Here is a 15,214-nt window from a genome sequence, read left to right as displayed (position 1 = left end):
CATCAGCCCACCACGCCGCTGCCCGGGACCAGCAAGGCCTGGCGCCGGATCGATTCAAAAAGGGTGTGGGTGCCCGCCGTGAAACCCGACAGGTTCAGTGAGGCCAGCAGGTCCTGGCCCGCCTTGTCGTCGGCCATGCCCAGCAGCGCCTGCCGGAGCCGTTCGGTGGTCGCTGAGGGAGATCGGCGGCGGGTCACCAGCGGCGGAAAACCGAAAGCGTCCGATTTCCAGACCACCTCGGTCTTCGCGACGGCGGGCATTTTTTGTGACCGCATGGTTTCCCACACATAGCCATCGATCGACCCCGCATGGGCCAGCCCGGCAGCCACCGCTTCGGCCACGTTGCGGTGGCTGTGCGCGAAGAAGGCGCGCTTGAGATCGCGCGACATCACGCCCGCTTTCGCGAGCTGGGCTTGCGCAACCAACCACCCGGAATTGGACAAGGGGTCGGAGTACGCGAGCACCCGCTGCCTGAGGTCGCTCCAGCCGTTGATCAAGGGCGCAGATGAAGTCGCCTTGGACCGGATGAGGTAGGCCTGGTACACCGGCTGCCCCGTGTACAAGGGCACGGCCAGCAAGCTCAGGTCTGCCTCAAAGCGGATGTATGGGTAGCCGCAGATCCAGGCCGCGTCCACCTGATCGGAGAACAGCAGGTCGAGCACAGACTGGTACGACTCCCGCGCCACGAACTCCACGTCCGCACCGATGCGTGCGCTCAGATACCGGCTCCAGCGGGAAAGAAAGGCCACCTGGTCCGCCAGGATCACCGGGGTCAAACCGATGCGCAGCCGGTCCGCTCCCCAGCCAGGGAAGGACACAGCCGCGGCAACGGCGCCGCAGGCTCCAGCGGCCAGATAGCGTCTTCGGTTCACGGGCAATCCTGCGTTACGTTTTCGTAACTTTGATTTTCATCATGGTTACGAAAAGTTCACAGCGAACAAACCCTAGGAGCGCAAGTCCTTGTTTTTAAACAGATCAACTCCTGGCACAGCCATTGCTGTGTGACATCGCCTTTGTTCAAACCAGGAGACAAAATGGAAGACATCAAGATCGGCCGCCGCTTTTTTCTGAAATCGGGCGGCGCCGCGGCTGCTGCAGCGGGCGCCACCATCATTCCCATCCGCAACGCCAACGCCGCCACCCCGGCGGCGGCCAGCGGCACCACGCTGCCCTACCCCAAGAAAGCCGTTGGAGCGGCCAAAGGCATGCCGCTGAACCAAGCGGTGAGTTTTGCCTACCCCGATGACAGCTCGGCCTGCCTGGCCATACGCATGGGCTCGCCCGTGCCCGGTGGCGTCGGCCCCAACGGCGACATCGTGGCCTACAGCTCGTTCTGCACCCACATGGGCTGCCCGGTCGGCTACGAACCCGGAACCAAGACCTTCAAGTGCGGTTGCCACTTCTCCATCTTCGATCCCGAGAACGGCGGTCAGATGGTCACCGGTCAGGCCACCGAAGACCTGCCTCGCATCCTGCTGGAGTACGACGCCAAAACCGACAGCGTGCACGCCGTCGGTGTCGACGGCCTGATCTACGGCCGCCAGTCCAACATCCTGTAAGGAGCGCAGCATGACCACCCAGATCAACGACCGCATCGCGCTGCCCCCGAAGGACGCGCAAAAGACCAACATGACCTGCCACTTCTGCATCGTCGGATGTGGCTACCACGCCTACAAGTGGGACCACAACACCGAAGGTGGCCGCGCGCCTGACCAGAATGCGCTGGGCTTGGACTTCCGCACCCAGCTGCCGCCGTTTGCCACCACCCTGACCCGGGCGATGACCAACACCATCACCGACAAGGGCGGCAAGAAGTGGAACATCATGATCGTTCCCGACAAGGAATGTGTCGTGAACAGCGGCCTCTCCAGCACGCGCGGCGGCAAGATGGCCAGCTACATGTACACGCACGACGGCATCGGCCGGGAACGCCTGAAGCACCCGCGCATCAAGCGCGGCGACCAGTGGCTCGACACCAGCTGGGAGCAGGCCCTGGCGATCTACGCCGGCCTGACCAAGAAGATTCTGGACAACGATGGCCCTGACGGCCTGTTCTACGACTGCTTCGACCACGGCGGCGCTGGCGGCGGATTCGAGAACACCTGGGGCACCGGCAAGCTGATGTTCAGCGCGCTGAAAACCCAGATGGTGCGCATCCACAACCGCCCGGCCTACAACTCCGAGTGCCACGCCACACGCGACATGGGCGTGGGCGAGCTGAACAACAGCTACGAAGACGCCCAACTGGCCGACTGCATCCTGTGCACCGGTGCCAACCCCTACGAAACGCAGACCAACTACTTCCTGAACCACTGGGTGGCCAACCTGTCCGGCTCCACGGTGGACAAAAAGAAGAAGTGGTTCCCGGGCGAAACGGCGGCCGCAGCCAAGATCATCATCGTGGACCCGCGCCGCTCGGCCACGGTGGCGATCTGTGAGCAGGTGGCCGGCAAGGAGAATGTGCTGCACTTGGACATCCAGCCCGGCACCGACACGGCGCTGTTCAACACGCTGTTCACCTACGTCGTGCAGCAAGGCTGGACGGCCAAGGACTTCATCGCCAAACACACCAGCGGCTACGACGACGCGGTCAAGACCAACCGCATGAGCCTGGAAGACGGCGCCAAGGCCACCGGCCTGACCGTGGCCCAGATCAAACAGGCTGCGGAATGGGCCTACAAACCCAAGGCCAGCGGCCACCGCCCGCGCACCTTCCACCCCTACGAGAAGGGCATCATCTGGGGCAACGACAACTACGTCATCCAGAGTGCGCTGGTGAGCCTGGTGCTGGCAACAGAAAACGTCGGGCGCCGTGGCACCGGCGTGTGCCGCCTCGGTGGCCACCAGGAGGGCTACACCCGCCCGCCCTACCCGGGCAACAGCAAGATCTACCTGGACCAGGAAGTCATCGCCGGCAAGGGCCTGATGTACACCCTGTGGGGCACCAACCCCTACCAGACCACGCTGAACGCCGAACAGCACCGCCTGGTGCTGAGCAAGCGCGCCAAGATCGTGGACGAGGCGATCTCGCGGGCGCGCGGCGCCAGTGTCGAACAACTGGTGGACGTGATCTACAACGCCTGCAGGTACCAGGGTGGCATGTTCGTGGCGGCCATGAACCTCTACCCCACCCAACTGGCCGACGACGCGCACCTGCTGTTCCCGGCGACCCACCCGGGTGAAATGAACCTGACCTCCATGAACGGCGAGCGCCGCATGCGCCTGTCCGAGAAGTTCATGGACCCGCCCGGCTCGGCCAAACCCGACTGCCTGATCGCCGCCGACATCGCCAACACCTTGAAGGCGATGTACCAGAAGGAAGGCAAGGCCGACATGGCCAAGCGCTTCGACGGCTTCAACTGGAAGACCGAAGAAGACGCCTTCAACGATGGCTTCCGTCGCGCCGGTCGCCCCGGCGTGGAACCCATCGACAGCCAGGGCGGTGACACCGGCTACCTAGCCACCTACGAGCTCCTGCGCAAGGCTGGCAACAACGGCGTGCAGCTGCCCATCAAGGAAGTCAAGGATGGCAAGCTAATCGGCACGGAGATGGAATATGCCGATGGCAAGTTCAGCACCAAAGACGGCAAAGCCCATTTCAAACCGGCGCCATGGAACGGCCTACCCAAGATGGTCGCGGACCAAAAGGCCAAGTACAAGTTCTGGATCAACCAGGGCCGCGCCAACGAAGTCTGGCAGACCGCCTACCACGACCAGTACAACAGCTTCGTGCGCGACCGCTACCCGATGGCCTACATCGAGATGAACCCGGACGATGCCAAGGCGCTGGGCGTGGTTGCGGGCGATGTGGTCGAGATCTACAACGACTTCGGTAGCACCTACGCCATGGCCTACCCGCTCAAGGCGATCAAGGCGGGCCAGACCTTCATGCTCTTTGGTTACATCAAGGGCGTGGCTGGAGATGTGGTGACTTCCTGGGTGGACCGCAACGTGGTGCCCTACTACAAGGGCACCTGGGGCGGCATCAAGCGCGTGGGCAGCGTGGACGACTACAAGAAGTCGATCTCGTTCAAGGACCGCCGGTTCGCTTGAGCGACTGAGGAAAGGGTGGCTCCGGCCACCCTTTTTTGCTTGCATACAAGACAGGAGACCACCTTGCGTGCTTCCCCACTCATGCCCATCACCTGGCCGGACGTAAACCTGCCGTCCACGCCACTGGAGCGCGATTCAACCATCGACCACCTGGCCGAAGCCTGGATCACGTCCCGCCAGAACATTTCGCCCAAGCGCCTGGAGGCGCCCGGCCCGAACGATGCCCAGCTGGACCAGATCTTTCGCAGCGCGGCTTCCGCGCCCGACCACGGACTGGTCCGACCCTGGCGGTTTGTCATCGTGCCGGCGGGCAAACGAGCCCTGCTGGCCGAAGTCTTTGCGCTGGCGCTGGTGGACCGCGACCCCGGAGCCACGCTGGAACAGATCGAGACCGCCCGCGAGAAAGCGCACCGCGCTCCGTTGCTGATGCTCGTGGTGGCCCGACTGGGCAACTGCGAACCGCCCATTCCCGCGCTGGAGCGCATGGTGTCGGTGGGCGCGGCCGTGCAGAACATGCTGTTGATGGCCCATGGCCAGGGTTTCGGCAGCAGCCTCACCAGCGGGCAGGCGATGCAGTCCGCCCGCATGCGCCAGCTGTTTGGTCTCCATGCCGGTGAAGAAGCGGTCTGCTTTCTCAATATTGGCACCGTCTCCAAACGCAAGGCCCAGCGCCTGCACCCCGAGGTGAATAGCTTTGTGAGCACGCTGTGACCTCCACACTGTTGCAGACCCAGGGGCCTTCGGTTTCGTCAACGGAGCTACGCCATGGGTGAGCCACTGCTGGCGCGAGTGATCCCCTTGATGGACCATCGCCAGTTCCTCGAACGGCAGTTGGCGCATGCGTTCCCGGAACCGCTGCCGACCACCGACATCCGTGACCGCCTTCAAAGGCCCTTGCGCGATCTGCGCATCAGCGTGACCGACCGCTGCAACTTCCGCTGCGCCTACTGCATGCCCAAAGAGGTGTTTGGCAGCGACTACCCATACCTCCCGCATTCGTCGCTGCTCAGCTTCGAAGAGATCACCCGCGTGGCGCGCCAGTTCGTCGCTCTGGGCGTCAGGAAGATCCGTCTGACTGGCGGTGAACCGCTGCTGCGCAAAAACCTGGAAGCACTGTTGGTCCAACTGGCAGAACTGCGCACAACTGACGGCGAGGCGATCGACCTGACGATGACCACCAACGGTTCTCTGCTGGCCCGCAAGGCCAGGGCGCTCAAGGCGGCAGGCCTGAATCGCATCACCGTCAGTCTCGACGCGCTGGACGACCGGGTGTTCAAGCGCATGAACGATGTGGATTTTCCGGTCGCCAAGGTGCTGGAAGGCATCGAGGCAGCACAAGTCGCCGGCATGACCAACATCAAGGTCAACATGGTGGTCAAGCGCGGCGTCAATGACCACGAAGTGCTTGCCATGGCGCGCTTTTTCCAGGGCACTGGCGTGGCGCTGCGTTTCATCGAATTCATGGATGTGGGTTCCACCAACGGCTGGAACTTGGACGCTGTGCTGCCCAGCGAAGAAGTCGTTCGCACCATCGCCGAGCGCATGCCGCTGGTGCGCCTGCCGGCGAGCGTGGCGGGCGAAACCGCACAGCGCTGGGGTTATGCAGGGCCCAACGGTCAACACCTTCCCTCTCTGGGCGAGATCGGCGTCATCAGCAGCGTGACCCAGGCGTTCTGTGGAGACTGCAACCGTGCCAGGCTGTCTACTGAAGGACGCCTGTTCACCTGCCTCTTCGCAAGACAGGGCTTCGATCTGCGCCACGTCCTTAGGGGAGCGACCACGGCAGACGACGAACAACTCGCCAGGGCCATCGCCTCTGTCTGGCGTGAACGCTCAGATCGCTATTCGCAGCAGCGAGCACGATGGGCAGGGGCGCCCCACATGGCCGCCATGCCAAAGCCAGAAATGAGCTACATCGGTGGTTGAAGGCAAAACTTCTTGCCCATGTTCAACAAAAAAAGCCCGCCGAAGCGGGCTTCAACCCACGCAAACCAACTCTATGCGCCGATCAAACCGCCATCGTTTTTGGTGATGACGATGGTGGCCGAGCGCGGGCGCTTGCCGGCGCCGTAGCCGGCGTTGGAGGGCCACTGGCTCTCGTATTTGTCCGGGTTGTTCACATCGGCCATCGCGGTGTTCTCGCCGGGGTGCTGGATGTTGATGAACACCGCGCGGCCATCGGGCGTCTCGCACCAGCCGGTGATCTCGCAACCCTTGGGGCCGACCAGGAAACGCGCCAGCGTCGTAGGGGTGGGTGTCTTGCCGACATAGGTGGTGACTTCCCTGTCGCCCTGTTTCACCGTGCGCGCACCGCCGTCGCCGAGCCTGCCGGGGATGGCGGCCAGCATCATGCAGTTGGTCTGGTCGGTGTAGGCGCCATCGTCGGTCTGGATCCAGCAGATGCCGGTGGCCGGGCTGAACACCAGGCCGTCGGGCGAGGACATGTCGTTCTCGTCCGTCAGGTTCGACAGGTTGACTTTGGACTTGTCGGCACCGGCTTCCGCGCCGAACACGTAGATGTCCCATTTGAAGGCGGTGCTGGTGGGCGATGCGTCGGCCATGCGAACAATGTGGCCGTTGACGTTGCCCTTCTGCTCCTTGCTGCCCTTCATGTCGGTGTAGACACGGGGGTTGGCAGCGTCGATCTTGTCGGCCGTGCGGCTGCTGTTGTTGGTCAGCGTGCTGTAGAACTCGCCGGTGCGCGGGTGCACGCCACCCCACTCGGGGCGGTCCATCTTGGTGGCGCCAGCGACATCGGCCGCCAGACGGGTGAAGACAGCGATGTCGGCATCGCTCTTGAACTCGAAGTAGGAGCTGTTGGCGATCTTCGGGTTGTCCATCGACAGTTCCAGCCACTCGCCAGATCCGTCGTCCTTGAAGCGGGCGGCGAACAAGGTGCCTTTGTCCAGGTACTTGTCGCCAGCGGCCAGGCGGTTGGCCGGCTGCGCATCCTTCGGATCCCACTTGGCCGCGGACACGAACTTGTAGATGTATTCGTTGCGCGCGTCATCGCCCATGTAGCAGACGATGGGCTGGCCCGCCACCGGCTTGGCAAACGCCACGCTCTCGTGGGCGAAACGGCCCAGGCCGGTGCGCTTGCGCATCGGGGCGGCGGTGTCGTAGGCGTCCACCTCGACCACATAGCCGAAGGTGTTCATCTCGTTGCGGTAGTCGTCCTTGGCACTGGCGCCGAGCACGCTGTTGTTCCAGCGCACGTACTGGTCCTGAGGACCCGCGCTTTCCCAGCCGTGGCGGCTGGCCGCGCCCGCCTTGCGGCCATAGCGCACCAGACCCTGGACCTGCTTGTCCTTCTTGCGGGCATCGTCGTCCTTGGCATCGCGGGAGAAATAGCCGTACCAGTTCTCTTCACCGCTGACGAAGCTGCCCCAGGGCGTCTTGCCGGTGCCGCAGTTGTTCAGCGTGCCGCGGCACAGGGTCGCGTCGGGACTGAACTTGGTGACCAGGTGCTCGCTGCCACGGGCCGGGCCGTGGATGGCCGCGGTGGTCATGGCGGTGATGCGGCGGTTGAAGGGGGAAGCGGCCTTGTAGGCCCACTGCTTGCCGCTGGTTTGCACTTCCACGAACGACAGGCCATGGATCGCCAGTTCCTTGTCCACTTCAGCCGCGGGGCGGGGCAGGGTCGAAGCGCCGCCATTGGCGTGAATGAAGAAGGAGGCGAGTTTTTCGTCGGTGGTGGCTTCGTGGTTCACGCCCAGGATGCCGCGGCTGTTGAAGCTATTGGACGGCTTGCCCGAGGCATCCAGGCCGAACCATTCCATGCCGTCGTGGTGGTCGCCAGCACGTTGTTCGAACTGCGCGTCGGTGCCGTCGTTCTTGTAGGCCGGCACACCGGCGGCCAGCGGGTCACCCAGGGCGTAGATCACCTGGGCGGTGTAGCCCTCGGGCACCACCACGGTGTCGGCCAGGCTCTTGGCCACAGGCTTGAAGCCCAGGCGGTCCACCGACGCGACGCTGCCGCCGCTGCCGGTGGTGGCGCAGCCGGTCACGGCGGTGGCGCCCAGCGCGGTGGCGGTCAGGCCAGCGCCACGGAACAGGCTGCGGCGGCTCAGGCGGTTGCCCAGCACCTCTTCAAAGTGCGGGTTGGCGCTGGTGTTGGAGTTCTCGTCGTTGAAGAGATCGCTGGGACGTGTTGTCTGTGATTTCACAATGGTCTCTGAAGGGTTGAACAATCCCTTGAGCATCCACAACAACAGTGAAAATCTCGTGACGCTTTCGAGGCAAAGGCGTGTCCAACCCAGCCGCCACGAGGCGCAAAGTCGGATGTTGCTCCCACCTACAGGTTCATGCCTTCTGCGTCGTGCGCTGCCGCATCGATCTTCGTCTTACCCATGATGATCACATCCCGTGCGGATTCACCACGCATCCAGCAGTCCATCATGTCCGCCCATACTTGCATGAGGACCCGTCGAGGCCCGGACAATCGAGCATGGTTGTAGGCGGCAGCGACCTGGTCCTTTTTCTGGTGGGCCAGGCAGGCCTCCACCAATGCCTCCGGGAAGAGCGCGTCGTTGAGGCGTGACGAGAACGTTCGGCGCAGGTCGTGCACGGAGACTGGCAGAAACAGCTCCTGACTGGGTGTTCGATCCTTGTTGATCCGGTCCACCGCAGCGGCGATCGTCCGGTTCAACGTGGCCTGGCTGATTGGCTCGGCAGAGTCGTAGCGGCTCGGATGGAGAAAGCTGCTCGACGGGAAACAGGTTCGAAGCGTCGTCAGGATGTCCAGGGCCTGCTCTGCCAGGTACACCGTGTGTGGCTTGCCTGCCTTCATCCTCTCGGCTGGGATCAGCCACTGTGCCCGTTCCCAGTCCACTTCCGCCCAGGTCGCACCGATGAACTCACCTTTTCGCACACCCGTCAGCAGCAAGAACCTGACGGCCAGCCGAAGTGTCGGCGCGGTGCCGGTCATCTCCAGGCCATCGAGCAAGGTCTTGATTTCATGCCGGTTCAGGTTGCGCTCGCGCGGGACAAACGTGGCGTAGGCCTTGCGTGCAAGTGCTTCTGCCGGATTGGCGATATCGACGCCTTTGCCATTGGCAAACCGGTAGACCTGCAACACCAATTCCCTGGCGTGTACGGCCGGACCTGGGCCTCGCTCCTTCTTGACGCGGTCAAGCAACTCACCCAGCGCCACTGGCTTGATTTCATCAAGATTGAGCTTCCCGAACGGGCAAGCCAGGATGCGCTCGTAGATCGAACGCCGCAAAGCCAGGGTGCTGTCGGCCAGGCGTTCGGCACCGCTCTTGGCGTCGGACTTGAATTCAAAATACCGGGTCGTCCAGCGCCCGAAGCTCATGGCGTCGGCGACTTCGCTGCGCTGCTCGACCTTTGCCCGGGCGGGTGATCGCCCGGAACTGACATCGACACGCGCCCGAGCCAGCAGCAGGCGCGCTTCCTCCAGCGTCACGTCCATGCCGTAGGACAGGTGAGATCGCTGGGCATGGCGGGCAACCGGTTCATGGCGCCCGATGGTCAGCGTCTCGCGTCGGCCGCTCAATCGGTAGTCGTACCGGAAGGACCTGCTGCCACTGGGCGAGACGACGACGTACAGACCGTTGCCTCCGTCGCTGACCTTGTAGGCCCGCTCACCCGGCAGCAGTTCTCGCAGTTTGGCTTCCGTCAATCCGTGGCGTGTTCTCGCGCTCACCAGCCCGACCCGCGCCCGTTCCATCAAGGTGTCCATGAGATCTCCGATCCGTTGCTTGTCGCAGGACCGAAATACCGTCATGGGGTCTGACGGTATCACTGCAGGCCTGCCAGCTTAGGCGGCCGGATACCGTCAGGTCAACCGTCAGAACGCCTGGGACGCACTGGGATTCGATGGGACGCCGTGGGACGCTAAGTCCTTGTCCCCACAGCAAAATCGGGTTTTCCTGGGATGTTCCGAAACACCTTGGGACGATCTTGACTCATTCCCACTCGATGGTGGCAGGCGGCTTGCTCGACACGTCGTAGGTCACGCGGTTGATGCCGCGCACCTCATTGATGATGCGGCTGGAGACCTTCTTCAACAGCGCGTAGGGCAACTCCGCCCAGTCGGCTGTCATGAAGTCGCTGGTCTGCACCGCGCGCAGTGCCACCACATAGTCGTAGGTGCGGCCATCGCCCATCACGCCCACGCTCTTGACGGGCAGGAACACGGTGAAGGCCTGGCTGGTGAGGTCGTACCAGGTCTTGCCCGTGGCTTCGTCGGTGAAGTTGCGCAGCTCTTCGATGAAGATGGCATCGGCGCGGCGCAGCAGGTCGGCATATTCCTTCTTCACCTCGCCCAGAATGCGCACGCCCAGGCCCGGGCCAGGGAACGGATGGCGGTAGACCATTTCGCGCGGCAATCCCAGGGCCACGCCGAGCTCACGCACCTCGTCCTTGAACAGGTCGCGCAGCGGCTCCAGCAGTTTGAGGCCGAGTTGCTCGGGCAGCCCGCCCACGTTGTGGTGGCTCTTGATGGTGACGGCCTTCTTGCTCTTGGCACCGCCGGACTCGATCACGTCGGGGTAGATGGTGCCTTGCGCCAGGAAGGTCGCGCCCTTGTGGCCCTGGCCGCTGGCCTTGAGCTTTTCGGCTTCGGCCTTGAACACGTCCACGAAGAGGCGGCCGATGATCTTGCGCTTTTGCTCGGGCTCGGACACACCGGCCAGCTCACCCAGGAACAGGTCCGAGGCATCCACGCGCACCACCTTCGCGTGCAGCTTGCCTGCGAACATGTCCATGACCATATCGCCTTCGTTGAGGCGCAGCAGGCCGTGGTCCACGAACACGCAGGTAAGCTGGTCGCCAATCGCACGGTGGATCAGGGCCGCAGCCACCGACGAATCCACACCGCCAGACAGGCCCAGGATCACTTCCTCGTCGCCCACGTGCTCGCGGATCTTCTGCACGGCTTCCTCGATGTGGTCGCGCATGACCCAGTCCGCCTGGGCGCCACAGATCTCACGCACGAAGCGGTTGAGCAGCGCGGCGCCCTGCACGGTGTGCGTGACCTCGGGGTGGAATTGCACGGCGTAGAAGCGCCGCGTTTCGTCCGCCATGCCGGCAATGGGGCAGCTGCCGGTGGAGCACATCAGCTTGAAACCGGGAGGCAGCTCGGTGACCTTGTCGCCGTGGCTCATCCACACCTTCAGCATGCCGTGGCCCTCGGGTGTGGAGAAATCCTCGATGCCCTTGAGCAGCGCGGTATGGCCATGGGCGCGGACTTCGGCATAGCCGAACTCGCGGCTGTGCGAGCCCTCGACCTTGCCGCCCAGTTGCGCGGCCATGGTCTGCATACCGTAGCAGATACCCAACACGGGCACGCCCAACTCGAACACGGCGTCAGGGGCGCGGTCGTCCACTTCGTAGACGCTGGCGTGGCTGCCCGACAGGATCACACCCTTGAGCTTGCCGTCTGCTGCGAACTGGCGCACCCAGTCGCTGCTCACGTCGCAGGGGTGGACCTCGCAGTAGACATGCGTCTCGCGCACGCGGCGCGCGATGAGTTGGGTGACCTGGGAGCCGAAGTCGAGGATGAGGATCTTGTCGTGTTGCATGGAGAGCGACAGGGTCGGTAAAAGACAAAAGGCCCGAACACCTGGAGACGGGTTCGGGCCTGCGGAATGGCGAAAACTCAGTCCGCCCGGTAGTTGGGGGCTTCCTTGGTGATCTGCACGTCGTGTACATGCGACTCGCGGATGCCAGCCGCCGTGATCTCTACGAATTCGGCCTTGTTGTTCATCTCTTCGATGGTTGCGCAACCACAGTAGCCCATGGCCGCACGCACGCCGCCGGCCATCTGGAACACGATGGACACCATGGAGCCCTTGTAGGGCACGCGGCCTTCGATGCCTTCGGGCACCAGCTTGTCAGCGTTGGGATTGCCCGTGGTGGCTTCCTGGAAGTAGCGGTCGGCCGAGCCCTGCTGCATGGCGCCGATCGAGCCCATGCCACGGTAGCTTTTGTAGGAGCGGCCCTGGTACAGGATGACTTCGCCCGGCGCTTCTTCGGTGCCAGCGAACATGCCGCCCATCATGATGGTCGACGCGCCCGCGGCCAGCGCCTTGGCAATATCCCCCGAGAAGCGGATGCCGCCATCGGCGATCAGCGGCACACCTGTGCCCTGAAGCGCGGTGGCGACGCTGTCGATGGCCATGATCTGGGGCACACCCACGCCAGCCACGATGCGTGTGGTGCAGATGGAGCCGGGACCGATGCCCACCTTGACCGCATCGGCGCCTGCCTCGGCCAGGGCCAGCGCGGCAGCGCCGGTGGCGATGTTGCCGCCGATCACGTCCACCTGCGGGTAGTTCTGTTTGACCCAGCGCACGCGGTCGATCACGCCTTTGCTGTGGCCATGGGCTGTATCCACCACGATGGCATCCACACCGGCCTTGACCAGCAACGCCACGCGCTCTTCGGTGCCCGCGCCGACGCCCACGGCAGCGGCCACGCGCAGGCGGCCTGCCGCATCGCGCGCGGCGTTGGGGAACGTGGTCTGCTTGTTGATGTCCTTGACCGTGATGAGACCCTTGAGCTCAAAGGCGTCGTTCACCACCAGCAGGCGCTCCAGCTTGTGGCGGTTGAGCAGTGCCTTGGCCTGCGCCGGGGTGGTGCCGTCTTTTTCGTTGACGGTGATCAGCTTTTCGCGCGGCGTCATGATCTCACGCACCTTGACGTCGTAGCGCGTCTCGAAGCGCACGTCGCGGCTGGTGACGATGCCCACCACCTTGCCACCATCACAGACCGGGAAGCCCGAGATGCCCAGGTTCTCGGACAGTTCCAGCACCTGCAGCACCGTGTGTTCGGGTGTGATGACCACGGGATCGTGCACCACGCCGGACTCATGCCGCTTGACCTTTGACACCTCGGCCGCCTGCTGCTCGGCCGTCATGTTCTTGTGGATGACGCCAATCCCCCCTTCTTGCGCAATGGCGATGGCCAGACGCGCTTCGGTCACGGTGTCCATGGCGGCGGACACGAGGGGGAGGTTCAGGGTGATGTTGCGCGTAAAGCGCGTGACGAGGGAGGTGTCCTTGGGCAGGACCTGGGAGTACGCCGGCACCAACAACACATCGTCGAAGGTGAGCGCTTTTCCAAGAAGGCGCATGTGAAAGCTCCAAAAAAAGGATTGTACCCGCCGCGCGACAAATCGCACACACCCCGCGTGAACGCCCCTTGGTGGGTGCAGCCGCTCACCGCTACACTCGCCCGCATGAAACCGCACAAGCTTCTTCTGCTGGCGCTGGGCTGCTCCTGGGCCATGGGCGCATCGGCCCAATGGCAATGGGTGGACAAGGATGGGCGCAAGGTGTTCAGCGACCGCCCACCGCCACAGGACATTCCTGACAAGAGCATTCTCAAGCAACCGCAGCGCGCCCTGCCGCGTACCGCGATGGCAGCGCCCGCATCGCCAGCGTCGGCTCCCGCATCCGAAGCCGCAGCGCCTGCCAGCGGCAAGGACAAGCAGCTGGAGGAGAACAAGGCCAAGGCTGACGCCGCCGAAGCCGCCAAGAAGAAGGCTGAGGAGGACCGCGTGGCCAAGGCCCGTGCCGACAACTGCGCGCGCGCCAAACGCGCAAAGGAGCAATTGGCGCCCGGCCAGTTGGTGAGCAATGTCAATGCCAAGGGGGAGCGGGGTTTCATGGACGACGCAACCCGCGCAGCAGAATTACGCCGAGCGGAAGCGACCATCGCTTCCGACTGCAAGTAGCAGCTACCCCATAAACGCGCCACCGGCCGCCCTTCCGCATGGATGAGGCGGCCGTTTTGTTTTCAGCGCATGCTGGGAAGCACTCTCAATAACCGGACTTGGCCCCCGGCCGGCGTTTGGCGAACAATCCCGCCGCACGAGCGCCCTGGCGCGCAAAGCGCTGGCGGCGCGCCAGCTTCGGGTCAACCCGCAAGGGGCGGCAACCTTCCACGCGGTCACCATCGTGCAGCAGGTCGTCCAGTCTGCCTTCCCTGCCCCAAATGCCCCAGACAAGCCCCTCAGCCTGCGCATCCAGTCCGCAGGCGCACAGAGCATCGGCCACCGTAGCACCGGCCGGAAGCAGTAGCACCCACTCGTGCACATCGCCCGGTTGCCGCGAGATGGCCACCGCGATGCGCAGCCGCCCCGGCGGGGGCAAGGTTTCAGCCATAAACCTGCTCGGCCCGTTTGATGAAGGCATCGATGAACGTGGCGGCGATGCGGTCAAACACGGGGCCGACCAACGCCGCCAATGCCCGGTTGTCAAAGCCGTAGCTCAGCTGGAGTTCGACCTTGCATGCGCGCTGCGTACCGTCCCCCACAGGATGAAAGTGCCAGTCGCCGTCGAGCTGTGAAAAGGGGCCCTCCACCAGCTCCATCTTGACGCGGCGCCCGGGCTCATGCGTATTGCGCGTGACAAACGACTTGCGTATGCCGCCCAACGCAATGCCCACTTCCGCCTTCATGCCATTTGCATGGGTTTCCAGGACGGTGGCGTGGTCGCACCACGGCAGGAACTGCGGATACTTGGCCACGTCCGTCACGAGGGCGAACATTTCTTCGGGGCTGTACCAGATGAGGACGGACTTGTTGACAGTTTTCATGCAGGCGAAGGCTGGATGGGCCTGGTGGCACAGCCGGCCTAGAATCGATGGTGCGAGACGACAACAATTGTAGGGAGACCCTTGATCTCCCGGTTTGCGCCGCATCTATTCACCATGGCCAAGAAACCTGACACATCGTCCCGCATCGCCGACAACAAGAAGGCGGCATACAACTATTTCTTTGAAGAGCGCTACGAGGCGGGGCTGGTGCTGCACGGCTGGGAGGTCAAGGCACTGCGCGAGGGCAAGGTGCAGCTTACCGACGGCTACGTGATCATCAAAGATGGCGAACTGTTTCTCATCGGCTGCCAGATCAACCCGCTCAAGACCGCGTCCACGCACGTCAGCCCCGACGCGGCGCGCATCAAGAAGCTGCTGATGCACAAGGACGAGATCCGGCGCCTGATCGGCAAGGTCGAGCAAAAAGGCTACACCCTGGTGCCGCTGAATCTCCACTGGAAAGACGGCCGCGCCAAGTGCGAGATTGCCTTGGCCAAGGGCAAGGCCGAGCACGACAAGCGCGACACCATCAAGGAGCGCGAAGGCAAGCGCGAGGTGGAACGCGTCATGAAGAGCCGCCACCGCTGATCTTTTTTTG

At 63.6% G+C, this 15,214-nt stretch carries 13 protein-coding genes; 6 read left to right on the top strand and 7 right to left on the bottom strand.

Annotation, left to right across the window (positions count from 1 at the left end):
- Positions 1-2 precede the first annotated feature (2 nt).
- On the bottom strand, positions 3-872 hold the full coding sequence (locus AC1PPL_RS14860) for a PhnD/SsuA/transferrin family substrate-binding protein (protein ID WP_479973598.1): 870 nt from the start codon (positions 870-872) through the stop codon (positions 3-5).
- Between the two features lie 162 nt (positions 873-1,034).
- Between AC1PPL_RS14860 and AC1PPL_RS14855 the strand changes: the two genes are divergently transcribed.
- The 4 genes from AC1PPL_RS14855 (at position 1,035) to moaA (ending at position 5,979) form a co-directional block, all read left to right on the top strand.
- Complete coding sequence (locus tag AC1PPL_RS14855) at positions 1,035-1,559, top strand: arsenate reductase (azurin) small subunit (RefSeq protein WP_479973597.1); 525 nt, start codon at positions 1,035-1,037, stop codon at positions 1,557-1,559.
- Between the two features lie 10 nt (positions 1,560-1,569).
- Positions 1,570-4,053, top strand: coding sequence for an arsenate reductase (azurin) large subunit (locus AC1PPL_RS14850; RefSeq protein WP_479973596.1), 2,484 nt, complete (start codon positions 1,570-1,572; stop codon positions 4,051-4,053).
- Between the two features lie 63 nt (positions 4,054-4,116).
- Complete coding sequence (locus AC1PPL_RS14845; protein ID WP_479973595.1) at positions 4,117-4,764, top strand: nitroreductase family protein; 648 nt, start codon at positions 4,117-4,119, stop codon at positions 4,762-4,764.
- Positions 4,765-4,830: 66 nt separating this feature from the next.
- Complete coding sequence (gene moaA / locus AC1PPL_RS14840) at positions 4,831-5,979, top strand: GTP 3',8-cyclase MoaA (RefSeq protein WP_479973645.1); 1,149 nt, start codon at positions 4,831-4,833, stop codon at positions 5,977-5,979.
- Between the two features lie 71 nt (positions 5,980-6,050).
- On the opposite strand, the gene AC1PPL_RS14835 is transcribed toward moaA, so the two are convergent.
- The 4 genes from AC1PPL_RS14835 to guaB form a co-directional block, all read right to left on the bottom strand.
- Entirely contained in the window at positions 6,051-8,255 is a 2,205-nt protein-coding gene (locus tag AC1PPL_RS14835; protein WP_479973594.1) for a PhoX family protein, read from the bottom strand.
- A 92-nt stretch (positions 8,256-8,347) separates the two neighbouring features.
- The gene (locus AC1PPL_RS14830) at positions 8,348-9,754 is read right to left on the bottom strand and encodes a tyrosine-type recombinase/integrase (RefSeq protein ID WP_479973593.1); all 1,407 of its coding nucleotides are present in this window, start codon (positions 9,752-9,754) and stop codon (positions 8,348-8,350) included.
- A 226-nt stretch (positions 9,755-9,980) separates the two neighbouring features.
- Positions 9,981-11,597, bottom strand: coding sequence for a glutamine-hydrolyzing GMP synthase (guaA, locus tag AC1PPL_RS14825; RefSeq protein ID WP_479973592.1), 1,617 nt, complete (start codon positions 11,595-11,597; stop codon positions 9,981-9,983).
- A gap of 77 nt (positions 11,598-11,674) precedes the next feature.
- The gene (gene guaB, locus AC1PPL_RS14820) at positions 11,675-13,150 is read right to left on the bottom strand and encodes an IMP dehydrogenase (protein ID WP_011805743.1); all 1,476 of its coding nucleotides are present in this window, start codon (positions 13,148-13,150) and stop codon (positions 11,675-11,677) included.
- A gap of 105 nt (positions 13,151-13,255) precedes the next feature.
- Here guaB and AC1PPL_RS14815 point away from each other — a divergent pair, with 105 nt between their 5' ends.
- Positions 13,256-13,753, top strand: a complete 498-nt coding sequence (locus AC1PPL_RS14815; RefSeq protein WP_041836325.1) for a DUF4124 domain-containing protein — start codon at positions 13,256-13,258, stop codon at positions 13,751-13,753.
- Between the two features lie 85 nt (positions 13,754-13,838).
- On the opposite strand, the gene AC1PPL_RS14810 is transcribed toward AC1PPL_RS14815, so the two are convergent.
- Positions 13,839-14,183, bottom strand: a complete 345-nt coding sequence (locus AC1PPL_RS14810) for an RnfH family protein (protein WP_312305561.1) — start codon at positions 14,181-14,183, stop codon at positions 13,839-13,841.
- On the bottom strand, positions 14,176-14,616 hold the full coding sequence (locus AC1PPL_RS14805) for a type II toxin-antitoxin system RatA family toxin (RefSeq protein WP_011805746.1): 441 nt from the start codon (positions 14,614-14,616) through the stop codon (positions 14,176-14,178). The genes AC1PPL_RS14810 and AC1PPL_RS14805 overlap by 8 nt, the downstream gene beginning before the upstream one ends.
- Before the next feature lie 114 nt (positions 14,617-14,730).
- Between AC1PPL_RS14805 and smpB the strand changes: the two genes are divergently transcribed.
- Positions 14,731-15,204 (top strand): SsrA-binding protein SmpB, encoded by a 474-nt coding sequence (gene smpB / locus AC1PPL_RS14800; RefSeq protein ID WP_011805747.1) that lies wholly within the window; start codon positions 14,731-14,733, stop codon positions 15,202-15,204.
- The last annotated feature ends 10 nt before the right edge of the window (positions 15,205-15,214 follow it).

The organism is Diaphorobacter sp. B2A2W2 (genome assembly GCF_056730635.1).
Note: the sequence above shows the minus strand (reverse complement) of the source record. Positions and strands in the feature narration are given on the sequence as shown.